Source organism: Bacillus bingmayongensis, assembly GCF_000299035.1.
GTDB lineage: Bacteria > Bacillota > Bacilli > Bacillales > Bacillaceae_G > Bacillus_A > Bacillus_A bingmayongensis.
Genome location: NZ_JH921518.1, coordinates 1,020,737 through 1,043,022 on the forward strand (window position 1 = coordinate 1,020,737; position 22,286 = coordinate 1,043,022).

19 protein-coding genes and 1 pseudogene are annotated in these 22,286 nt (G+C 34.5%); 9 read left to right on the top strand and 11 right to left on the bottom strand.

Annotation, left to right across the window (positions count from 1 at the left end):
* Window positions 1-5 precede the first annotated feature (5 nt).
* Entirely contained in the window at window positions 6-722 is a 717-nt protein-coding gene (locus Y7E_RS0119825) for a thioesterase II family protein (RefSeq protein WP_017153009.1), read from the bottom strand.
* 1,009 nt (window positions 723-1,731) lie between these two features.
* Here Y7E_RS0119825 and Y7E_RS0119835 point away from each other — a divergent pair.
* Together Y7E_RS0119835 and Y7E_RS0119840 are read left to right on the top strand one after the other, a co-directional pair.
* Window positions 1,732-3,000 carry a helix-turn-helix transcriptional regulator gene (locus tag Y7E_RS0119835; RefSeq protein WP_017153011.1) on the top strand — a complete coding sequence of 423 codons (1,269 nt, stop codon included), beginning with the start codon at window positions 1,732-1,734 and terminating at the stop codon, window positions 2,998-3,000.
* 242 nt (window positions 3,001-3,242) lie between these two features.
* Window positions 3,243-4,055, top strand: a complete 813-nt coding sequence (locus tag Y7E_RS0119840; RefSeq protein ID WP_017153012.1) for a hypothetical protein — start codon at window positions 3,243-3,245, stop codon at window positions 4,053-4,055.
* A 178-nt stretch (window positions 4,056-4,233) separates the two neighbouring features.
* Here Y7E_RS0119840 and Y7E_RS0119845 read toward each other — a convergent pair whose 3' ends face one another.
* Both Y7E_RS0119845 and dhaK read right to left on the bottom strand, forming a co-directional pair.
* Complete coding sequence (locus tag Y7E_RS0119845) at window positions 4,234-4,581, bottom strand: DUF4260 domain-containing protein (RefSeq protein ID WP_017153013.1); 348 nt, start codon at window positions 4,579-4,581, stop codon at window positions 4,234-4,236.
* 301 nt (window positions 4,582-4,882) lie between these two features.
* On the bottom strand, window positions 4,883-6,634 hold the full coding sequence (dhaK, locus tag Y7E_RS31040) for a dihydroxyacetone kinase subunit DhaK (protein WP_017153014.1): 1,752 nt from the start codon (window positions 6,632-6,634) through the stop codon (window positions 4,883-4,885).
* Between the two features lie 273 nt (window positions 6,635-6,907).
* Between dhaK and dhaS the strand changes: the two genes are divergently transcribed.
* Complete coding sequence (dhaS, locus tag Y7E_RS0119855) at window positions 6,908-7,480, top strand: dihydroxyacetone kinase transcriptional activator DhaS (RefSeq protein WP_017153015.1); 573 nt, start codon at window positions 6,908-6,910, stop codon at window positions 7,478-7,480.
* 12 nt (window positions 7,481-7,492) lie between these two features.
* Window positions 7,493-8,491 carry a DhaKLM operon coactivator DhaQ gene (dhaQ, locus tag Y7E_RS0119860; RefSeq protein ID WP_017153016.1) on the top strand — a complete coding sequence of 333 codons (999 nt, stop codon included), beginning with the start codon at window positions 7,493-7,495 and terminating at the stop codon, window positions 8,489-8,491.
* A gap of 55 nt (window positions 8,492-8,546) precedes the next feature.
* Here the strand turns inward: dhaQ and Y7E_RS0119865 are convergent, their stop codons facing one another.
* Entirely contained in the window at window positions 8,547-8,927 is a 381-nt protein-coding gene (locus Y7E_RS0119865) for a VOC family protein (protein ID WP_017153017.1), read from the bottom strand.
* Between the two features lie 196 nt (window positions 8,928-9,123).
* Between Y7E_RS0119865 and Y7E_RS0119870 the strand changes: the two genes are divergently transcribed.
* Window positions 9,124-9,654: a GNAT family N-acetyltransferase gene (locus tag Y7E_RS0119870; protein WP_017153018.1), complete on the top strand. Its 531-nt coding sequence runs from the start codon at window positions 9,124-9,126 to the stop codon at window positions 9,652-9,654.
* A 92-nt stretch (window positions 9,655-9,746) separates the two neighbouring features.
* On the opposite strand, the gene Y7E_RS0119875 is transcribed toward Y7E_RS0119870, so the two are convergent.
* Entirely contained in the window at window positions 9,747-10,499 is a 753-nt protein-coding gene (locus Y7E_RS0119875) for a class I SAM-dependent methyltransferase (RefSeq protein WP_017153019.1), read from the bottom strand.
* A 532-nt stretch (window positions 10,500-11,031) separates the two neighbouring features.
* On the opposite strand from Y7E_RS0119875, the gene Y7E_RS30105 reads away from it, so the two are divergent.
* Entirely contained in the window at window positions 11,032-11,280 is a 249-nt protein-coding gene (locus Y7E_RS30105) for a hypothetical protein (RefSeq protein WP_026049276.1), read from the top strand.
* 147 nt (window positions 11,281-11,427) lie between these two features.
* On the opposite strand, the gene Y7E_RS0119885 is transcribed toward Y7E_RS30105, so the two are convergent.
* From Y7E_RS0119885 to Y7E_RS31045, 5 genes are all read right to left on the bottom strand, one after another.
* Window positions 11,428-12,117 carry an IS6 family transposase gene (locus Y7E_RS0119885; RefSeq protein WP_017150282.1) on the bottom strand — a complete coding sequence of 230 codons (690 nt, stop codon included), beginning with the start codon at window positions 12,115-12,117 and terminating at the stop codon, window positions 11,428-11,430.
* A gap of 104 nt (window positions 12,118-12,221) precedes the next feature.
* Window positions 12,222-13,457 carry an LPXTG cell wall anchor domain-containing protein gene (locus tag Y7E_RS0119890; protein WP_017153021.1) on the bottom strand — a complete coding sequence of 412 codons (1,236 nt, stop codon included), beginning with the start codon at window positions 13,455-13,457 and terminating at the stop codon, window positions 12,222-12,224.
* A gap of 463 nt (window positions 13,458-13,920) precedes the next feature.
* Complete coding sequence (locus tag Y7E_RS0119895) at window positions 13,921-14,985, bottom strand: NlpC/P60 family protein (RefSeq protein WP_017153022.1); 1,065 nt, start codon at window positions 14,983-14,985, stop codon at window positions 13,921-13,923.
* Between the two features lie 72 nt (window positions 14,986-15,057).
* Window positions 15,058-16,233: a peptidoglycan DD-metalloendopeptidase family protein gene (locus Y7E_RS34800; protein WP_017153023.1), complete on the bottom strand. Its 1,176-nt coding sequence runs from the start codon at window positions 16,231-16,233 to the stop codon at window positions 15,058-15,060.
* Window positions 16,234-16,283: 50 nt separating this feature from the next.
* Window positions 16,284-17,219: a 3D domain-containing protein gene (locus Y7E_RS31045; RefSeq protein WP_017153024.1), complete on the bottom strand. Its 936-nt coding sequence runs from the start codon at window positions 17,217-17,219 to the stop codon at window positions 16,284-16,286.
* A gap of 556 nt (window positions 17,220-17,775) precedes the next feature.
* Here Y7E_RS31045 and Y7E_RS31990 point away from each other — a divergent pair.
* Window positions 17,776-17,972 (top strand): annotated as a pseudogene (locus Y7E_RS31990) (MFS transporter); the annotation flags it as partial.
* 423 nt (window positions 17,973-18,395) lie between these two features.
* Here Y7E_RS31990 and Y7E_RS0119910 read toward each other — a convergent pair.
* Window positions 18,396-18,947 carry a hypothetical protein gene (locus Y7E_RS0119910; protein ID WP_017153025.1) on the bottom strand — a complete coding sequence of 184 codons (552 nt, stop codon included), beginning with the start codon at window positions 18,945-18,947 and terminating at the stop codon, window positions 18,396-18,398.
* A gap of 383 nt (window positions 18,948-19,330) precedes the next feature.
* On the opposite strand from Y7E_RS0119910, the gene Y7E_RS0119920 reads away from it, so the two are divergent.
* Together Y7E_RS0119920 and Y7E_RS0119925 are read left to right on the top strand one after the other, a co-directional pair.
* Entirely contained in the window at window positions 19,331-20,143 is an 813-nt protein-coding gene (locus Y7E_RS0119920; protein ID WP_017153027.1) for a hypothetical protein, read from the top strand.
* 725 nt (window positions 20,144-20,868) lie between these two features.
* The gene (locus tag Y7E_RS0119925) at window positions 20,869-22,173 is read left to right on the top strand and encodes a DUF5068 domain-containing protein (RefSeq protein WP_017153029.1); all 1,305 of its coding nucleotides are present in this window, start codon (window positions 20,869-20,871) and stop codon (window positions 22,171-22,173) included.
* Window positions 22,174-22,286 lie beyond the last annotated feature (113 nt).

The window sequence follows — 22,286 nt, forward strand, 5'->3', positions numbered from 1 at the left end:
TTCATCTAAGTGTGTACCAATTGATATTTTTCAAGTTGTGAGCAAATTTGTTTAGCCAAAAACTCCTGTTGCTCATTGATAAAGAAGTGACCACCATCCACCGTTATAACCTGCACTTCCTTACTTGTTAACTCTGACCACTTATCCCATTCATTGTTAGTAAGAGGGTCCTCTGTTCCATTAATTATTGTGATTGGAGTATCTAACCTTTCACCTGCTTTCTGGTACCTATAGGAACCTATCATATGTAAGTCTGCTTTAATAATAGGAAGATAGATTTTAGCAAAGTACGGATTCTCTATTACATCAATGGGAGTTCCTCCTAATGCTTTAATCCTTTTTATTACTTCAGCATTACTCTTACTTACATCTACTAGTGAATCATTTTCATATTGATAAGGAAGTCGAGTTCCTGTTAAAAACACATGTTTTAACGAAAACCCTTGTCTTTCTAGTAGGTGTGCAAGTTCAAAACTTAATAAACTCCCCATACTATGGCCAAACAAGGAAAACTCTTCGTGTTTATCACTCAAGTGCTGCTTAATTATAGAAATTAAATCTTGGCAGCCTTTCTCAAAATCGTATATCAATTCTTTTAACAAGCGTTTTCCGCGACCTGGAAGTTCTAATGGAATAACTTCCAATTGATTATTTAACAATTTTGCCAATGACTGAAACACCTTAGCTGATCCACCAGCGTAATGGATGCAAAATAATTTCATACATTTCCTTCCTTCAATTTCATTTTGCATAAGTCTTTCTACATGTATCTTGCTGTATGCAAAGTGCTGAACTATATCATTTATCACTTATGCAATTCTTAGTTTCTTCCATTTTTAGTAGCTTCAATTCTATGAATCAATATATGAAAAGGATTTTTTCCTAATGTTTGTACTTGCTTTCGCCTTCTTTCTATAAGTTAATGTTTTATCTTTAAGTTCGAGTAGCACAACATTTTTAACATTTAGATTAGAGAGAGTTTATAAGCTCTTCGAAGTCTTAAAGATTTTTGATCCTCTACTGATATTCTTTTTTTATTTTTGCTAACACAGTCGTTTTTACACTAATGGCCAAACAGGATCTGTAACCATAACTACCATCACTACCACAGCTAAAATTGATTGTAACTTTCCAATTGTTTTAAATGTCATTTTAATCTCTCCCTTTAATTTTTCATTATATTTTTTAATGCTTTATACACTTTCATCATATGGTAAGAAAATCCTTCAGTAGACATTTTTAAACAAAATCACTTTTTTTGTTTTTTGTTAAGTTAATGTTAACTCGTGTGAGTTCATCATAACTTCTTTTGAATTTTCAGTCAACATCTTTTTAACTTTTTTATTTTTCATTAATTTGTTAAGTGAATGTTAACTTGTGTGAGTTCATCATATCCTCTTTTGAATTTTCAGTCAACATTTTTTTAACAAATTTTAATTATTTTATTTTTGTTAAGTGAATGTTAAGTGATGTAAACGAATATAACCCGCTCCGCTCAAGCATTATCTTCCAGTTAACATCTTTAAACAAAAAAAACTTTTTGTTTTTTTGTTAAACAAATGTTACTATTACATTAAGAAAAGCATAACTTATAATTATCTCTATGTTTTAGATAGATATTAAACCTTGTTTTTCTACTTACCGAAGTATCCAGAAAACTCATAAATATACTCTTTGATCCTTAATTTTAAAATCATATCTTATAGTTAGAAGAAGCGAGGTCGTGTAGCTATGATAGGTGAACAAATTAAATCTTTAAGAAAGAAGGCTAAATTAACACAACAAGATTTAGCAGAAGGAATTATTACAAGAAGTTATTTAAGTCAAATTGAACAAGGATCTGTACAGCCCACATATGAAGTTCTAGAAAAATTCGCAAAAAAACTCAACTGTACCCTAGATGATATACTTTTAAAGCCTGTAGATAAAAAAATCGGCACGCTAGAATTAGGTAGACAATTGAAACTTGCTGAAAACTATGTAACAACTTCCCAATTTGAACAAGTAAAAAAAATCATTGATAAATTAGAAAGAACTATTCAAAATATGGATGTTTCTAATTTGGAATATGGTATTTTCAATTGGATTAGAGGTAAGTATTGCGAATACGATAAGGATTACGAAAAGGCAAGATCCTTCTATGAGGTAAGTATTCAACATTTTGAAGGCGAGAACCAAAATTTGTGGCTGCTGAAAAGTTTAGATAGGCTCGGATACACCTTTATACGGTTAGGAAGTTTACAACTGGCTCTGCAAACATTAAGAAGAGCATATAAGATTTCTATATATGAACAAATTCAAGACATAAACAAAATTTCCTTGCTTCTAAGCCTTTCCATAGTCCATGGACAAATGGAGGAATATCATTCCGCTATCCATTTTTTAGATGAAGCAATTGAATTAAATCAGCTCATGAACACTTTCTATATACAGGGAAAAATACATATGGCACTTGGTGTGTGCTATATGGAATTAAAGGATCACACAAAATCTGAAAGCGAATTTTTAAAATCCTTGAACTTCTGTAAATTATCAAACGAGAAAGCTGAAGAAGCTAGTGTTCACACAAATTTAGGGATACTATACGTAAGAAATAACGAGACAAAAAAGGGAATTGAATATTTATTAAAGGCTCTGGATTCCTCTATTCACTTAAACCAGCCATCCAAAAGCATTAATAATATTAAATTAGAACTAGCCACAGCATTTTTCGAAGAGAAGCAATTAGAAGAAACAGAAAAATACTGTAATGATGTTTTATATTCTGAAGACCGCTTTATGTTCATGGATCAAATCTATGAATTATTAGGGGACATGTGTTGTCATAAACAAGAGTATTCAAAGGCAATTAATAGTTATAGTGAGGCATTAGCAAGTTATGAAAAGAAAAATAAAACAAAGAAAGTAAATACAGTCTTAAAAAAGATAGGCGATACTTACTTCTATATGAATGACCCTAAATTAGCCTTAGAAAGCTATCAAAAAATAGAGTTTTATTAATCTGTAATACACTCTATCAGCGCTGTTCACTTTTATTACTTCAATATATTACAACCTTGGATCAATCTATAAAAATAGAAAGAACTATTTAACAATACAGGAAGCCCATTACAACTTAGATACTTAAAACCAGAATGCTTCTCTTTCAACACAGAGAAGCATTTTTTTCATATGAAAAATACTTCAACAAGAGGACATCTTAAAACAAATATTAAGGAGGGATTGTTATAGAAGTCTATGCTTTGAGTGGACCAAGTGGTACTGGAAAAAGTACAGTTGCACTCACCTTTTCATATAAACATCATATACCCGCTATTATCGATGACGGCCTATTAATTGTGAACGGAAAAAAAGTAGCTGGATTCTCTGCCAAATACGAAAAAAATTCTTTTACCGCCGTAAAAAGAGCGATTTTTCATTTTAATGATCATGCACAGGAAGTGAGAACCGCCTTAAGAAAACTGAATGTTCATAAACTTTTAATTATCGGAACTTCCGATAAAATGGTAGATTTCATTGCGTTGAGACTCGGGATTCCCTCAATTAATCACTACATCCATATCGATGAAATCAGAACCTTAACACAAATCAAAATGGCACAATATGTACGTAAAACAGAAGGAAAGCATGTTATTCCTATACCGCATAATCAGATTGATCAAAACTTCTTCCGAAAAATAATTAAACAAGGAATCAAAATTTTATCACCAAACAACGAAGTCATGGGAGAAACAACAGTAGTTACACCACACTTCCATCCAGACTCTATTCACATCTCAAGCAAAACATTAGAACAGATCATCAAAAGACAATGTGAATCTGTAACGGAAGTCATTAGATGTAAAAAAATTATCATTAATATGTTAACGCTCCCCACTGTAAAAATCACTGTCGAGCTATCTTATCCTAATAAACACAGCATTAAATCCATTTCCGAAACTGTTCAACATCGGATTAATCAAGGTTTTCAACAACATCTACAGCTAGATTTAGACTCTATTGATATCTATGTCACTAAGCTAAGAAACCTAAATAAGAAAAAAAGTTTTTTTTGAAACGCTTTATTCCATGTAGAATGAAGGAAAGATAATGAAGCTTTCCTTCATTCTACATACACAGCCACACATTTATTTTGAAATTCGAAAACAAATATATAAGCTATTCATCAAAAAATGAGGTGTATGTAAAAATACACCTCATTTTTTGATGAATGTTATTTATTCCTACTATATCTTATAACTTATGAATATGAGTATCTTTGAACCCTGTCTTATATTTCAGGCCATACCCTAACAAACGATCCATTCCAATATGTGCTGTCCAAATCAGACCGACCATCAAGATCACATCGTACTTAAAAAAGATACCGATCAAAATAAGTAATATCGATACTATGTAAGTATGGAACAGATTATAAATCTGCGCACCAATATGATTATTAATAAGGTACGCTAGCATTGAAATATCCGGTACAAAAAGCAGCAAGAGAAATAGCAACCAGCTAAACTCATTTAATGCGTAAATATAAATAGCCGCTATTAAAACAATAAATCCTTCCAAATGTATGATTGTTTTCTCCATGTTTCCCCCTCCTCTTTAACCATTCGTTAATTCAGTACGTACATGGATGAATGTTTCATATATTTGTTGTCAAACATCTTAAATTTCTTCTTCCTTATATTAAAAATATTAGGCTAACCCCCTTTAAATGTAAATAATTAGTTTTCTTAAATCACCAATATATGTTATAATTATGAATTTTCTGTTAACAAAATTCCTCAAATCATACAAGAAAAACCCTATAGAATAGACTTTTTTCATTGTCTATTCTATAGGGTACATTCCTTCAAGCTATCTAGCATTTAGAAATACCGTACGACTATTATTTTAGGCTGAGAGAGAGTTCTGTAAAGATAACTCCTAAAGCACAGGCACCAGCATCCGGATACCCTAAGCTTCTTTCGCCAACCGTACCAGCGCGACCCATTCGAGCTACGATTTCTTTTGTATATTCTGCTCCTTTAACGGCTGCCGCTGCCCCTTTTTCAAAAGCAGTCTTAAAGTCTGTACCAGTTGCAGCACTTTCTGACCAAGAATTTACACAAGGTACAAGTGCATCTACAAGCGTTTTATCGCCTACTTCTGCTCCTCTTCCGAAAGATCGCTCACCGATGGACTGTATTCCTTTAAGTGAAGCCTCCAGCATTTCAGCAAATTCTCCGACTGTTAATTCCATTTTCCCTTCTACAGCCTTACCTGCAGCTCGGAAAGCTCCGCCCCAAATTGGACCAGAAGCTCCACCGCAATGCTCCATAATCACCATAGAACACGCATCTAGGAATGTTCCTATATTTAAACGCTCTTGATCCAAAATCGAGCGCCATTCTCTCTTTAATTGCTTGAATCCCTTAGCAACGCTCATGCCAAAATCACCATCACCTGCATGCGTATCCAATTCGCAGAATGGTACTTCGTTCTTAATAATAACTTCGCTCATTTTATCTACAAGATAAATCATATTATTTAATGTGATTACCTCATTCTTGATGATTGCATGTTCCTCCGCTGTTTCCGTCTCAAAGAAAACAGGCTTGTCTTCCCCTTGTTCTTCAATATCAACGTATTCTACGCTCTCAATTGGTCCACCTACCTTAAACGCAGGTGTATTACACTCTTTAGATAATAAGGTTTTCAGCTCATCGTCCAGTTTCATTACAGTTAGAGAAATTCCAGCCATATCAATACTCGTCATGTAATTACCGACAAACGTTCTATTGATTCGTATATTTCTTTTACTTAACTCTCTAGTAACTGCATTGTTAAACAGATACAGTTCTTGAAGCGGTGTACCGCCGAAGCCGTTTACTAGAACAGCAATTTCAGCATCCTCATCTAGTCCTAAATCTTTCACAAGGTCATTTGTCATGCGTAAGGCTAATTCGTCTGCAGTCGCAATTTTTTCCCGTTTTCTGCCTGGCTCTCCATGAATACCGACGCCATATTCCATCTCATCTTCACCCAATTTGAAAGTAGGTGATCCACTAGCGGGAACTGTACAGGAAGTTAGCGCTAGACCAATTGTTCGAACGTTTGCCGCTGCTTTTTCCGCTACAGCTTTGACCTGCATTAAATCCATACCTTCTTCTGCTGCCGCACCAGCAATTTTATGCACTAAAATAACTCCTGCAACACCGCGGCGTCCTACTGTATAAAGACTATCTTCTACTGCAATATCATCATCTACGCGGACATATTCTACTTGAATTCCGTCTTCAGTAGCTAAGTGAGCTCCATTTTTAAAATTCATGATATCTCCACTGTAATTTTTAATAATAAGCAGCGTACCTTTTTTGCTAGCTGTTGCTTTAATTGCCTGGTATACCTGGATTTGTGAAGGAGAAGCAAACACATCTCCACATACCGCCGCATCCAGCATTCCTTTCCCTACTAACCCCGCGTGTGCCGGTTCATGTCCACTACCGCCGCCACTAATTAAAGTAACCTTATTTTCATTCATTTCTTTTTTCTTAATTACCTTATACTTCTTTAACAACTCAAGTTCCGGATGAGCCATAACCATTCCATTGCACATCTCCATAACAAGGGTTTCAGGTTGATTTATAATTTTTTTCATTTATTATTCCTCCTCTGTAAGTTTTGTTACACTCTTCGCAAACCTATTCGTATCCACACTTTCATAATTGGATTGATTCATAGGGGATTCCTGCCACGATACATTCCCTTCTGAATTATGATATATTTGAAAGCGCATTCTTATTAACTATAGTAAAATGAAAGCGTTTTATGGTAAACGGACAAAATGAACGATTTGTCTAAAGACACCCACTTCATTTATAGACTAGGATGTTAATTATTAAAAACGAATAAAGTTGTAGGGATGATTATAATGACCTCTTCTATCATTTCAAAAAAAATCATAGCGAACTCGCTAAAACAATTAATGGAAACAGAACCTTTTCATAAAATATCTGTGAGTGATATTATGTTGAATTGTCAAATGCGCAGGCAAACCTTTTACTATCATTTTAAAGATAAATTTGAATTGTTAGGTTGGATTTATAAAGAAGAAACGAAGGAAAATATTATAGACTTTCTTGATTATGAAAAATGGGAAAATATTTTCGACCTATTATTCCATTACTTTTACCAAAATCAGAGGTTCTACCTAAATGCATTTAAAGTAATCGAGCAAAATTCATTTAATTATTATCTATTCGAACATACGAAAAACTTATACATCAAGATTATCGATGAGCTATTAATTGGCTGTAAATTAGCGATTTCTGAGGTGAAAAAAGATACACTAGCCTCTTTTTATAGTCATGGCTTTGTTGGAACAATAAAAAATTGGATTGAAAATCATTGCGCTGTAGACCCATCTATCATGTCTTCGATGATGAAAAATATGATAAACAATCAATTAGTCCTTTTACTAAAGCAATCAGCAAACAAATCATAAGGTGGAAAAACAATGAAAAAAATTATGAATGATGTTCAAAATATTGTTCAGGATATGTTACATGGCTTTTATTTTGAACATAACGATAGAATATCTTATAACCGAGAACACAACATCATTTACCGGAAAGACCTTGCTGAAATTGAGCAAGATGTTGTCATCATAAGCGGCGGCGGTAGCGGGCATGAACCAGCTGATGTTGGTTATGTAGGAGAAGGAATGCTGTCAGTAGCAGTCAATGGCGAAATCTTTACCCCCCCTACATCAGAACAAATATTAGCAGCAATTCGCTCTGTGCCTAAGGGCAAGAGTATCCTATTAATCATAAAAAACTTTAAAGCTGACGTAGAAAACTTTTTAACTGCTGAATCTTTGGCAAAAGAGGAAGGAAGACTTATTGATCATGTCATTGTGAATGACGATGTTTCTATTGAAGACGATGCTTCCTTTAACAAAAGAAGACGAGGAGTAGCTGGGACGATTTTCGTTCATAAAATACTCGGAGCAGCAGCTCTTGAAGGCTACTCATTACAGCAATTAACGGACATCGGCCATTCCGTCAGCCGTAATCTGCATACATTAGGAGTCGCGCTCTCCCCAGCGACTAACCCTGTCCAAGGCAAAGCTTCTTTTACTTTACAAGACAATGAAGTTTTCTATGGAGTCGGCATCCACGGAGAAAAAGGATACCGAAAAGAAGTATTATCTTCTTCTGAAAAATTGGCTATTGAGCTAATGAATAAACTGAAAAGTATTTACCGCTGGAAAAAAGGTGACAAGTTTGCAATCCTCATTAATGGCTTAGGTGCTACCCCATTAATGGAACAGTATATATTCGCAAATGACATTCGCCGTTTATGTGAACTTGAAGGATTAGATATTCGATTTGTAAAAGTCGGAACCCATCTAACCTCTTTAGATATGCAAGGCACTTCATTAAGCTTACTTAAAATAGAAGATCCACTTTGGGAAAAATGGTTAAAAGCTAATGTTGAGGTGGCTAGCTGGTAGCCAAAAAGGCGGCCGACAATTCCTGTCAGCCGCCTAAAATGAATATTGATTTAGTTTATTTCTTCTCCATCACAGCAAAGTAATTCTCTTCATAGTCCGCAAAGTTAAATACTCTACCTGAAGGCATATTTACAATTTCTCCGACTGTGATATTTTTATTTAATAAGTTGCTACGTAATTCATCGAGATTTTCCGTAAAAAACATTAAAGAAGGTGTACCAAGATTTAATCCAGGTGACATTTGAGCAACGAATTCCTTATTGTGCAGAATGATGCTTGTTTCTGCTCCCTTTGTTGGAGCAATTTCAATCCATCTCATTCCTTGACCATTATTTTCTTCAGAAACTACAGTAAATCCTACTTTTTCTGTCCAAAAGTCCACCGCTTCATCTTGGTCATTTACATACAACATAACTTGACCGACTTTACTAATCATAGACCTTCCCACTCCCTTATATGAGTAAATATCTAACCCTTCCCATCGCCAAAGTTTCTGAAATCCAATGACAACTTAATAGATACGCCAATAACTAAAAACTTCCTTCTAAAAAAACGGAGCAGTTTCATTTAAGTAGGAGTTTCTAAAAGAGAGATAGAATAATAACAAAAGATTTTATAAGGGGGGAATATCATTGCCAATTCCAAAAGATACTGCTAATTACACGATTCGTATAGGAAAGGTAGAAGATTCCGAAGCAACTTTAGACATACAGAAATCCGTTGTTTCTGAAGGTCACTTTCTCATTTCGTTACCTGAAGAGTTTAAAAAAACTTCATCCGAACAAAGAGAATGGGTACAGGGCGTATTGGAAAATGAAAAAGAAACATTACTTGTAGCTGAAAAAGATGGTGAAGTTGTTGGTTGGATTGTATTTCTTACCGAAAACAAAAAACGATTGTCTCATACAGGTTCCTTTGGAATCATGATCAGTAAAAATTATAGAGGACTCGGAATTGGGAAAATGCTACTACAAGCTTTACTAGACTGGGCTGAGAAAAATCCTCTTATTGAGAAAATAAGTTTAGGAGTTTTCTCAACAAATTATAGCGCAATCTCTTTGTATAAAAAAATGGGCTTCATTGAAGAAGGTCGTAAAATAAAAGAATTTAAAATGAATGATAATGAATATGTAGATGATATTCTAATGTATAAGCTCGTTTAATGATATTTTAACCACAAGTACCACAAAAAAGCCGTTCTCCTTGAAATGCGAGATCGGCTTTTATAATGAATCTCCTTGTTCGGTAACAAATGTTAAGATTTATAAGCTACTATCATAAAACGTTTTGAATTTGTACGGATTCCTTTTTCTGTTTTATTTGTTATGATGAATTTTTCCAAAATGTCAAAATCATCTTTTTCTTCACCGAATCTTGGTATGATAGGCGTGTACTTTAATAGAAAAATGAGATCTTCAGGTGTTTGGTAATAATCAATGGCATCATACTCTAAAATTTGCACATCATGAAAGTCCGCATACTTTAACTCTCGAACATACTTTTCTTTTAATGTACCGTCTTTTTCTCCTAAGCATTGCCCTCTTCCAAACGCTTCTTTTAAGTTCCATTTATCACGTTCGTTGACTTGCTGCGTTAAAAAGACACCGCCATTTTTTATTACTCTTGCTACTTCTGTCGCCATAAAAGGTGCATGACAACAAGACACAATATCAAAGAAATCATTCGGAAATCTTAAATCTTCAGAATCCATTTTGAAAAATTGAACGTTTGACACACACGCTTTTTCCAAGTTAGACTGTGCCATTTCTATCATTCCACTTGAATTATCAATCCCCATTATACTTGAAGCTGCCGATGCAATTTTTAATACATTCTCTCCCCCACCTGTACCAATATCTAGCAAAACATCTGAGGGTTTGCATCTCTCTATCACTTCTTCATAAAACTCCCATAACGCACCTTCAGTTTCGTATTTCAGTTTACTAAAATCCCAGCCGATTAATCTTCCGACTTTATCATAAAATTTTTTATAATCTAACTCATTCATATTGTATATCCACCTTCCAAAAGAGTGTAAAAACTAAGTTTCTGGGACCTTTTAATAAAGTCGGCCAGTTTCTTAGTTCGATAAAAAAAGCGACTATCACAATGGATTCAAAGTTTTTATTTTCAAAAAAGGGCAGACCTCTCCCTTGATGGTTGGTACGCGTTTTTTCCAACCCGAAAACTAGTTACTTCGAACAATACGGAAAGCCATCTACTTCACCTCATTTGAAAGATTCTATTTCATTATACGTCATTACATTTTTTACGCATATCGTAAAATACAGACTATTAGATGAACTCTGAAACGAAAAAAAGCTACCTTAGCTATCCCTCAAATCTATATTTTATTCAATTTGTTATTTCATTGCACCGAATTTTTTGTTATTGTTTAACTTTATATACCACTTGTTTAGAACATGAACGCTCCCTTAAGAAAGGACGATGTACATACGACAGAAATATTGGATTTAGTTTTATACTGCATTTTGTTTATCCTAATCGTATCCATAGCTTGTTTCATCTTATTAGTACTCATGAAGATTTTCGGAAAACCGATGAATAAGCATCGTTCTGTTGAAAAAGAACTAAAACAGCATTCTTCCACAACAGATACATTAGGACATAAAGACTCTAATATAACTACGAAAGATGCCGAAGCAGAGTGGATGGACGCCGTGATGACAGCAACTTTTGTTACTGCAGCTATGAAAAGTGCTAGTGAAAACGAAAGTGTTGATCATGATTCAGACACTGGCGGTGATGGTTCTGATTCATCAAACTAGAATAATCCAACCTATTCATCTACAAAAAAACAAAAAGGAGTGTTCCATAGTCAAAAATTTGACTTATGAGACACTCCTTAGGAATATAAATGGTTCTGTTGCAAAGTTTCTTAACAGATAAAAAGTTGGTATGATTGCAGATGGATTTTATGCAATCGTTAGTAATTGTTGTAATTCATTGTACGTCGAAAAAACGAAGTTTGGTTGTTGCAAACTTCGTTTTCGTTTATATAGAGCATGAACGGTTTCAATGCCTTTCAAGGTACGTGAAGCATGACGAATACTTTGAAATCCTGCAGATTTGGCAAAACGCCTTTTTACATGTCTATGGTCTTGTTCGATGAGATTGTTCAAATGTTTGACTGTACAATGAGTTGTACGTTTATAAAAGCCTTGTTCCTTTAATTTTTTGAATGCACAAAGTAATGCTGGTGCTTTATCTGTTGTTAGAACCGTTGGTTCTCCAAACGTTTTCACTAACCTTTTTATAAAGGTATATGCAGCCTGATGATCCCGTTTTTTACGAAGTTGAATATCCAATGTGTATCCTTCTTTATCAATTGCACGGTACAGGTAACGCCATTCTCCTTTGACTTTTATATAGGTCTCATCCAATTTCCAAGATAGTTCTATGCTTTTATTTTTCTTCTTCCAAATTTGATAGATAAGGTTTCCATATTCATGAACCCAGCGCATGATGGTTGTAGGATGAACTGAAACACCACGTTCATTCAAAATTTCAGAGACATCACGATAGCTTAAAGAAAAGCGACAATAGTAGCCAACGGCTACCAAAATAATATCTTGTTTAAATTGCTTTCCTTTAAAATATCTCATGTATGATTCTCCTCACTCTGTTTTGCAAAAGTTTAGCTTAGTTTTAAAAACTTTGCAACAGAACCATATAAATTATTGCAAAAAACAGTTTTGATTTACTAATTTTATTGAAACATTTTTTTAATTCTATTGCGCATGATTAATACAATTCCACCTAGAATGGATAACATTCCTAGAGTAGTTGTATTAGATTCCGTTCCCCCGGCGTTAGGAAGTTCTCTCTTATCATTTTCCACTTTAAGAGGCGTGTTCGTTTGTTTCTTCTGTTCTAATTCCGTTACTTTATTTTCTACATTTTGCTTCGCCTGTTTTAATTCCGCTATCTCTGCTTCCACATCTTGCTTTGCACGTGTTAATTCATTTAATTTCTCATCTATCGCTTGCTTTGTTTGCTTCACATCTGCTATTTTCTCTTCTGCTACAGCGTGTTTTGTACGCATTAATTCCGCTAATTTATCTTCCATCGTTTGCTTCATTTGTTTTAACTCTAATACTTTTTCTTCTATCGTTTGCTTCGTACGTGTTAATTCGTTTAATTTACTTTCTATCGTTTGCTGTATCTGTTTTAAATCTGATGCTATCTCTTCTCTACGTTGCTTCGTTTCAGATATTTTCGCTCCTGCATCTTTCCTAATCTGCTTTAATTCTGCTATTTTCTCTTCTACATTTTGTTTTGTCTGTTTTAATTCCGCTAATTTCGCTTCTGCATTTTGTTTAATTTGTTGTAATTCTGATACTCGCTCTTCTCTATGTTGTTTCGCTTCAGTTACTTTTTCTTCTACATTTTGTTTCGTCTGTTGTAATTCTGCTGCTCGCTCTTCTGCATGTTGCTTCACTTCAGATACTTTCTCTTCTACATTTTGTTTCGTCTGTTGTAATTCTGATACTCGCTCTTCTGCATGTTGCTTTGCTTCAGATACTTTCTCTTCTGCATTTTGTTTCGCCTGTTTTAATTCTGATACTCGCTCTTCTGCATGTTGCTTCGCTTCAGATACTTTTTCTTCCACATTTTGCTTCGCCTGTTTTAATTCTGATACTCGCTCTTCCGCATTTTGCTTCGCCTGTTTTAATTCTGATACTCGCTCTTCCGCATTTTGCTTCGCCTGTTTTAATTCTGATACTCGCTCTTCCGCATTTTGCTTCGCCTGTTTTAATTCTGATACTCGCTCTTCTGCATTTTGTTTCGCCTGATTTAGTTCGGATAACTTTTCGTCTGCTTGTTGTTTGATAGAATCATGTATTTTGACGGTATCAGGCACTTCAGCGTTAATTGTGTCAGCTCCCGCTATCATCGCTAAAGCTAGTGTAGAGATTGCTACTGTTTTTTTCGTACTCATCATTTTGTACCTCTTTTCTTTCATGAGTAATGAACTATTATGTGTAAATCTGAAGATATAAATATTTATAATACCAGTATAACATTATACCAAATGTTTATAAACGAAACTAGAATAGTAGGGACTCGTAGGGTGAATCATTATAGAGAGAATGAGAAAAGGGAACTCATATATAGAGTTCCCTTTTCTTATTAAAACGTTCTTCTTAACGGCATTATTGGATTCTTCCGTATCCAACAAAGTGCTTACGATTATAAGGTCAATTTAAAACTCGGATATCTACATGACCCCCACCAGCATCATATGTACTGTGGAAGAAAACTAAATCACCAAGTTGAGGGTTTATATTTTTTAGAAATTATAAAGCCCTTGTGATATTGGTCAGAATACCAGATATCCTACGTGATTAAAAACATGACTAACAAAGCCAGAACAGTTTAATATATACAACCTTAAATATTATCTATTAAAAATTCGTTATTCTTCCAAATCCAACCAAGTTATTACTATACCAAGAAGTAGATAACTTAGAATATTTAACTTTCATACTTTTTCCACTAGCAGCTTCAATAATATCATCTCCGCCAAGATAAATAGCTACATGAGTAATGTTGCTTGCACTATGTGATTCGCTAAAAAATACTAAATCTCCTGGCTCAGCATTAGCTCTGCTAATTCTTTGGGAGTTATTATATAATCCTTGAGAAGTCTGATATGCTCTTGAATATCCTGCTTGATTCCATGAATAATAAACAAATCCCGAACAATCAAGACCTCTTGCATCTTTACCTCCCCATACATAAGGAACACCCAAATAATTTTGAGCAACATCAAGAACCTTTACCCAGTGACCACTAGAAGTGAAATATTGCCATTTATTGTCGATTTGTAATTGTCCAGTTACCATTGCGCCGCCTTGGTTGGCATCTAAATAATACCATGTACTACCTTCTTGGAACCAACCTGTTTTCATTGCTCCACCATCATCGGCATTTAGATAGTACCATTTTCCATTATCTTGTAACCAGCCCGTTTTCATTGCTCCGCCATCATTTCCATCTAAGTAGTACCATTTCCCGTCTACTTTTTCCCAACCTGTTTTCATCGCTCCACCATCATTGGCATTTAGGTAGTACCATTTTCCATTATCTTGTAACCACCCTGTTTTCATTGCTCCGCCATTATTTCCATCTAAGTAGTACCATTTTCCATCTACTTTTTCCCAACCTATTTTCATTGCCCCACCATCATTGGCATTTAGGTAGTACCATTTACCTTCTACTTGTGCCCAGCCTAGTTTCATCGCTCCACCGGCATTTGGATCAAGGTAGTACCATTTGCCTTCTAATGCCAGCCAACCTGTTTTTTTCGCACCGTTTTCATAAAAGAACCATGTTCCACTTTCTTCTTTCACCCAGCCGCTTTGTTGAGTCGCTTGTGTATTTTGAGCTGTTTCTGCTGAACTTACAATTGGTTGAATGCTCAATCCAAGAGTAGTTGCTAATGTAAGTGCTGCAATTTGTTTTTTCATATTTCTCTCTCCATTCTTAGAACTGTATTGTATTTAATATATATCACTCTTTTAAATGTTGAATCTTAAATTCTATTTAAATGGTAAATATGGAGTTGGATTAATTTGACCAAATTTATATTCCGTTTTCAATTCAAAGTGTAGATGAGGACCAGTAACTCTTCCTGTTGCTCCTACCTTACCTATTACTTGACCTTGTTGAACATAATCCCCTTTTTGAGCTATTCTTTCACTCATGTGGGCATATAACGTGTAATATCCATCTGCATGCTTGATAACTACAACATTTCCATAGTCGTTAAATGAACCAGGTGAGCCAAAGCCAGAAAATTCTACAGTACCAGATTTAGCAGCCATAATCGGTGTACCTGTTTTTGCTGCAAAGTCAATACCCTTATGAGATTCATCCCAACGAGGTCCGTACCCTGAACTCACATTTGGTTTTTTTATAGGCATTTGGTAACCATATGCACTAACTTCTCCAGCATTTTCAAGCCACTGACCATTATCAGCAAATACATAAGTCTTTCCGTCTATAGTAGCTTGTCCAGTTACCATAGCTCCGCCTTTATTCGCATCTAAGTAGTACCATGCACTTCCTTCTTGGAACCAGCCTGTTTTCATCGCTCCGCCATCATTTCCATCTAAGTAGTACCATTTCCCGTCTACTTTTTCCCAACCCGTTTTCATTGCTCCACCATCATTGGCATTTAGGTAGTACCATTTGCCATTCTCTTGGAACCAGCCTGTTTTCATTGCTCCGCCATCATTTCCATCTAAGTAGTACCATTTCCCGTCTACTTTTTCCCAACCTGTTTTCATCGCTCCACCATCATTGGCATTTAGGTAGTACCATTTGCCGTTCTCTTGTAACCAGCCTGTTTTCATTGCTCCGCCATTATTTCCATCTAAGTAGTACCATTTTCCGTCTACTTTTTCCCAACCTATTTTCATTGCTCCACCATCATTGGCATTTAGGTAGTACCATGTCCCATTTACTTGGGCCCAGCCTGTTTTCATTGCTCCACCGGCATTTGGGTCAAGGTAATACCATTTGCCTTCTAATGCAAGCCAACCTGTCTTTTTCGCACCGTTTTCATAGAAGAACCATGTTCCATTTTCTTCTTTTACCCAACCACTTTGTTGAGTTTCTTGTATATTTTGAGCTGTTTCGGCTGAACTTACAATTGGCTGAATGCTCAATCCAAGAGTAGTTGCTAATGTAAGTGCTGCAATTTGTTTTTTCATAATCCTAATAACCTACTAAATTTATAAATAGATATATTGATATATTGTTTTTAAGGTAATACGTATATTTTAACTGTTTTTCTTTCCCAATTACTTGCTTCCTGTTTTGAAGGAGTAAATACATCTATTTTATTACCTTTAATAGCACTACCAGTATCTCTAGCCTCAGCTGGTCCATAACCTTCAACATAAACTTTTGATCCAAGACGAATAACTGAAGGATCTACTGCAATCACTTTCAAATTAGGATTAGCTGTTAAATCATCGCCCATTGCTGTTTTGACATGTTCCCCAGGTCTATAACCATTTTCTGCTGGATCATTTGTATATGCTGTTGACGTCACTGTTAATTCACGAGTATTTATCCATTGACCATTATCTTTAAAATAATTCATTTTCCCATCAATTCTATTCCAACCATTCACCATGGCCCCACCATTATTGGCATCTAAGTAATACCATTGATCATTCTCTTGGAACCAGCCTGTTCTCATCGCTCCGCCATCATTTCCATCTAAGTAGTACCATTTTCCATTCTCTTGGAACCAGCCTGTTTTCATTGCTCCGCCATCATTTCCATCTAAGTAGTACCATTTTCCATTCTCTTGGAGCCAGCCTGTTTTCATCGCTCCGCCGTTATTTCCATCTAAGTAGTACCATTTTCCGTCTACTTTTTCCCAACCTATTTTCATTGCTCCACCATCATTACCATTTAGGTAGTACCATTTACCTTCGACTTGTGCCCAGCCTAGTTTCATCGCTCCACCGGCATTTGGATCAAGGTAATACCATTTGCCTTCTAATGCAAGCCAACCTGTCTTTTTCGCACCGTTTTCATAGAAGAACCATGTTCCAGTTTCTTCTTTTACCCAATCACTTTGCTGAGTTGCTTGCGTATTTTGAGCTGTTTCTGCTGAACTTACAATTGGCTGAATGCTTAAACCAAGAGTAGTCGCTAACGTAAGTGCGGCAATCTGTTTTTTCATAGTTTCATTTCTCCCTTTAAGTATTCATAATCGTTAAATCATTATATAACATTATTTGTGTATTTTACATAATTTTTTTTTGTTAAAGTTATTATTTTCAATCTATTCAACCTTTTATGAATCCTAGTTCATCATAAAAACGAATAACCATTTATTAAATTCCTTACTTCTTTTGAATTATTATGTATAAAATATTCAGAAATTTAATTCCGCTTTCATATCTTTAAAGATAAACAGATTTGTTGATTCATATACAAAATTTCAACCTTCTAACATAAGAATTCCTCTAAAAACATTGTTAATTCTTAAATAAAGAATTTAGTAGTACTCGTTAGCCCTGTATAAAATTAATAACTTGAAAAGAAATACTCGTGCAGATACTTATATAACTTAATTCATTACTTCACATCCTTCCCAATAAAAATAGAACTAATGTTCGTTTTTTATTATATAATAAATTAAATGTACATATTTATTAACCTATTTTTGGAATTAATTTATCTTTGTTTTTTCTTAGTTTGAATGCAAAACAATTAAAAATCCCTTAGTATGGTTAAATAGCTTATTCGTCTCGTTTTCAAACCTTGGAATTACTTTAGGAACCTCTATTGGCGGCTGGTTCATTTCTCAATTAGGAATTCACCAGCTTATCTGGAGCGGATTCATATTTACACTGCTTTCTTTTTTATTGATCATAGTAAAAATAAAATTTTTCATTTCAACTCTAGTACCCAAGCATCGTTATCAAGCTAAAATAATTCTATCTCTATTAATAGAAAACAGTTTAAGTGTTACTACAAAAGATGAACCGTAATGTATTTGTTTTTTCTTATTGAAAAATTGAAGAATTTAAAATGAATGATAATGAATATGAGGATGATATTCTTAAGTACAAATTAGTTTAGTGAACCAACAGGTACTTTACTTAAGCAAGATTAAATCAAAAGGGCAATTTCTACAGGAGATTGCCCCTTTTGATTGGAGTGAAACTTACTTCACATTGTAAATTTGCAGATTCATAGTATCATTGTAATTTTAAAAATGTACTAAGGATCTAAAAATGAAGTAGCTATTTCTTTTGAAAACATAAGATACTTATGATACAAATTAATATTATATATTTCCGTTTCTGTTCTGTCCCTACAAAAACTCCTAAAACCACATTTGACACTTAATTTATCGAGAATGCCCATGACCGCGCGTTCTAATTTGGTAGGACAAAGCTGCCAGACTAATCGTCACTCCCCATATAAAAAATCCTCCATAAACCGGGATTATCACTCCTGGCTCGAAATCCTGGATGTCAGAGAGTCTTATGGAACCCACACTTAATTTATAAAATGTCACGATGCAGACACTGGTAAAGGTTAACCCTCCGAGCCAAGCAGGAATGAGCAGCAGCCAGCCAGGAACCTTCCGTCCACCAATGCCCGGTAATCTTTTCGGGATAATCACTCCCCATGGCCGAACCAGCGCGAGTGCAAGCAATGAAGCGATGATAGCTAAAATAACAGTTAGATCAACCCCGTAGGAATACAAAAAACGGCTAACCTGATCAGCGTTGGTTCTTATAGATGCATGCAATGCCTCAACACCATTCTCAGAAACCAATAAGGGAACTCCAAACGCCCAAAGCGTCTTTAAAATGGCATAAGGAATGAGAGCGACCGATGCTGCATATCCCCACTTCTTAGACAGCCACCATTCACCGGATGTGTTTCGTGTCATGTTAATAACCTCCTTATTAAAGGATATGTGGAAAAACATAACCATTACACCATTTATAATAGTACAGAAAAACTACTTTGATATGCGTCCATAGACCTGTTTATACACACAACCAGCGGTCTGTTCACAAACAAAAGCGGATACTATTTTGAGTGCAGCTTTGAGTAGAAACATGCTGACAATCCCCCACGTCTATCAACTTAAGAAATGAATTGTCCTCTAAAAATTTCATTTTGGGGATACGCCAAAGTATTAACTTGATAGCGACGGGATAACACCAATTACCAATGAATTTTTCGAAATAGTAAATTGTTATGGTAAGATTTCGAATGTATAATTATGGTATTGTTTGTTTTTATGAAAAAAATATGGGGGAATTTTTAATGAAAAAAATCATACTAGGGGCACTTACAAGTTTCTTTTTATTAGCTGGATGTAATAATTCTACTGAAAGTAAACCAGTCGATACAAAAAAGAATACGGCAGAAGAAACAACTAACTCTACAAAAAATGAGGATAAAAAAGATACTAATTCGAAAAAAACTGAAGAAGTTTTATCTCCTACTAATCAGAGTACAAAAGATTTCATTACACCATTATTAGTAAAATCGGAAACACCTGCTGATATTATGACAATACAAATACAGGAAGATATGAAACAAAAACTTGAGGAAATTAATAAAAAAATGCAAGCGAGTCTTCAAAAAAATTATACGTGGTACATGGAGTATATAAAAGCAGCACAGCCTGGAGAAAGATTAGCATATCATGAAAATATGGGAATTACACAGGAAGAATATGAACTGTTCCTATCATCTGATCAATATATGAAACTTGTTAAAGGACAAGAAGGGAAAATTCACTTCAAAAAGGTCAAAGACAATGTATACGAGATTCAAACTAGCTCTCAAATCCAATTATTAAACAAAGTTCAAATTGATTTTGCCAGCAATACATTAAAAACAGAGTTTGGTACACTAAATTACGATGATAAAGTCGAAGCTTCCGATGCTCAAAAAATAACCGGCAGATGGAATGGTGAACAGTGGAAACTAAGCACCGGCAGCTTCACCGCAACGTATGCAATTGGTCAACTTGAAGACTCCAAAAAAACAATTATTTACATAACAGCAAAAGGTCTTTTAGATGGAAAAAAAATAAATCAAGATCAAGTGATTGAATTTAAGGCAGAATGATTTATAAACAAAAAATATTAATCGAAGATACATTAAGATAATTTTTGGATACATTCTTATTCAACCATAATAAAACACATTTGAATTTGTTATCGACTTCGCATAATTAAAAATACTGAAACCCGGAGTACAAATCTTATTCTTGATTTATACTCCGGGTTTTAATTTTTTGTTTAGATTCCATTTAGTTAATTTCATTTTTAAATATTAATATCTAAATCTAACGAAGCATGGAAGTTTCCTTGTTTATCAAATACCTTGATATGGTCCCTATGAAAATTATTGATAAAAAATCCTAGGAAACTATAGTTCCCAGGATTTTTTATCAATTTGGTTAAGAAACATAGTATGATTTAGCTTATATCTGTAAGTAGTTCGTTTTTCCATGTCATGGAACGTAGTGGGGATTTTAGTTGCATAAGCGATTGCCCTGTGAAATAAAGATTATACTTACCTTTTTGTGTGAATTCTAATTCTACATCTTTTTCGTTAAAGTGGCTGCCGATATAAAAAGCGTTAAAATAATCATTCCACTTGTATTCATTCAAATACTTTTCTTTTTGAAAGACAGATTTACCCTCTTAAATGGTATAAAGCACTAGAAAAAGCTGGTAAATGTTACAACTTTTTTCTATAATGAAACGTGGAGCCGACAAGGGGGATATAATCAATTATTTGATTGTATAGATTAAAAGTTTAATAGAGAAAAAACAGGGGGAAGAAGAATGTCAAAAAAAATAATTTCTTTATTTTCTGTCGTGATGATTGCAGCCCTTATGATAACTGGCTGCGGTCAAAGTGATCAAGCAAATAAAGATCAAAAAGAGAATGTGACAAAAGAAAATAAGACAGAAAAAACCGATACAGCAAAAGAAGATAAGGCAGACAAAACGGATACAGCAAAAGAAAAAGAATCTGAAGATAAAAACACTGAAGATACGGCAGTTAACTCAAACAATTATTCAAAGCTTATCTCGTATATGGAGAAAGAAACAAAAGGTAAAACGAAAGTCCTTTATGAAAACAAAGAACCGCAAGTACATAAATTAAACGATGTTTCAGTATCGCTTGATAGCTATACATTAGTTGAATTGAATGGTTTTCATACCGATTTTAATATTCCTTTTAACAATCAAACAGATGGTGGGGTTATTCTTGCACACTATAGTGTAAAGAATAATTCAAATAAAGATGTTTATTATATGCCAACCTTAGACATGACATTTACAGGCGCTCAGAAAGCTTATAGTAACTATAAAGATTTAATTCCAAAAGATGATCAATTATCTGTAAAATTGTCTCCAGACAATGATTATTTAGTAAAAGCAGGGAAAACCGTTTCTGGTTATGTTGCTTATCCATTCGGTAAAGATGATTTAACAAAAATTCTGGAGCTATCAACGGTATCAGTCAAAGTCCCTGAAGCGCAAGCTAATAAAGGAAAATATGACGCTCCAATCGGAAGTCCGGGGAATTTTGCGTTAAGTTTAAATAAACAAGGTGCTGAAAAGGTTGCAACAGATAAAACTTTTTATCAAGATAAAGCAACCGTTGATAACCTGGGCGAAAAGACAATGCTAAAAGAGAAATCAAACATTAATAACAGCCAAGAATTAGGTGCTACCAATGTTACATTAGACGGATATCAATTCACCAAATTCACGCCAAATTCCGTTGAAGCTCCCCGGTTTGAAAATTTCAAAAATGGCGTTGTTTTACTGACAGTCAAATTTAAACTCGATAACAAAGAGGCTGAAGATATTGCGTTGTCTCCAATAAGTTCTAAACTAACACTTAACGATGGCTCGCAGTATATGCTTGGTGAAGGCATGTTGCTGAATTACAGATATAGTGATGTGATTAAAGCCGGAACATCTGGCGAGTTATTACAGGTTTACATTTTAGATCAAGAACAATATGAAAAGATTTGGAAAGACAAAAACTTTGAGATCGAATTAGGACCTATGAGAAATAAAGATGCAAAAGACATTTCACAAGGAAAAAAAGTGACATTCACATTACCGAAATAGAGCAACAAAAAAGCTGGGGTGAGGTTGTTTCCTCCCCTGGCTAATGCTGTCCATAAAAATCCCTCTCCTTCAAAAAGTACGTTGTGAGAGGGATTTTTTCATTATGTTTTTTA

Excerpts from the sequence above, each read along its gene's own strand:
- Y7E_RS0119825 (WP_017153009.1), bottom strand. The coding sequence starts at position 722 with ATGAAATTATTTTGCATCCATTACGCTGGTGGATCAGCTAAGGTGTTT.
- Y7E_RS0119835 (WP_017153011.1), top strand. The coding sequence starts at position 1,732 with ATGATAGGTGAACAAATTAAATCTTTAAGAAAGAAGGCTAAATTAACA.
- Y7E_RS0119845 (WP_017153013.1), bottom strand. The coding sequence starts at position 4,581 with ATGGAGAAAACAATCATACATTTGGAAGGATTTATTGTTTTAATAGCG.
- dhaK (WP_017153014.1), bottom strand. The coding sequence starts at position 6,634 with ATGAAAAAAATTATAAATCAACCTGAAACCCTTGTTATGGAGATGTGC.
- dhaS (WP_017153015.1), top strand. The coding sequence starts at position 6,908 with ATGACCTCTTCTATCATTTCAAAAAAAATCATAGCGAACTCGCTAAAA.
- dhaQ (WP_017153016.1), top strand. The coding sequence starts at position 7,493 with ATGAAAAAAATTATGAATGATGTTCAAAATATTGTTCAGGATATGTTA.
- Y7E_RS0119865 (WP_017153017.1), bottom strand. The coding sequence starts at position 8,927 with ATGATTAGTAAAGTCGGTCAAGTTATGTTGTATGTAAATGACCAAGAT.
- Y7E_RS0119875 (WP_017153019.1), bottom strand. The coding sequence starts at position 10,499 with ATGAATGAGTTAGATTATAAAAAATTTTATGATAAAGTCGGAAGATTA.
- Y7E_RS30105 (WP_026049276.1), top strand. The coding sequence starts at position 11,032 with ATGAAGATTTTCGGAAAACCGATGAATAAGCATCGTTCTGTTGAAAAA.
- Y7E_RS0119885 (WP_017150282.1), bottom strand. The coding sequence starts at position 12,117 with ATGAGATATTTTAAAGGAAAGCAATTTAAACAAGATATTATTTTGGTA.
- Y7E_RS0119890 (WP_017153021.1), bottom strand. The coding sequence starts at position 13,457 with ATGATGAGTACGAAAAAAACAGTAGCAATCTCTACACTAGCTTTAGCG.
- Y7E_RS0119895 (WP_017153022.1), bottom strand. The coding sequence starts at position 14,985 with ATGAAAAAACAAATTGCAGCACTTACATTAGCAACTACTCTTGGATTG.
- Y7E_RS34800 (WP_017153023.1), bottom strand. The coding sequence starts at position 16,233 with ATGAAAAAACAAATTGCAGCACTTACATTAGCAACTACTCTTGGATTG.
- Y7E_RS31045 (WP_017153024.1), bottom strand. The coding sequence starts at position 17,219 with ATGAAAAAACAGATTGCCGCACTTACGTTAGCGACTACTCTTGGTTTA.
- Y7E_RS0119910 (WP_017153025.1), bottom strand. The coding sequence starts at position 18,947 with ATGACACGAAACACATCCGGTGAATGGTGGCTGTCTAAGAAGTGGGGA.
- Y7E_RS0119920 (WP_017153027.1), top strand. The coding sequence starts at position 19,331 with ATGAAAAAAATCATACTAGGGGCACTTACAAGTTTCTTTTTATTAGCT.
- Y7E_RS0119925 (WP_017153029.1), top strand. The coding sequence starts at position 20,869 with ATGTCAAAAAAAATAATTTCTTTATTTTCTGTCGTGATGATTGCAGCC.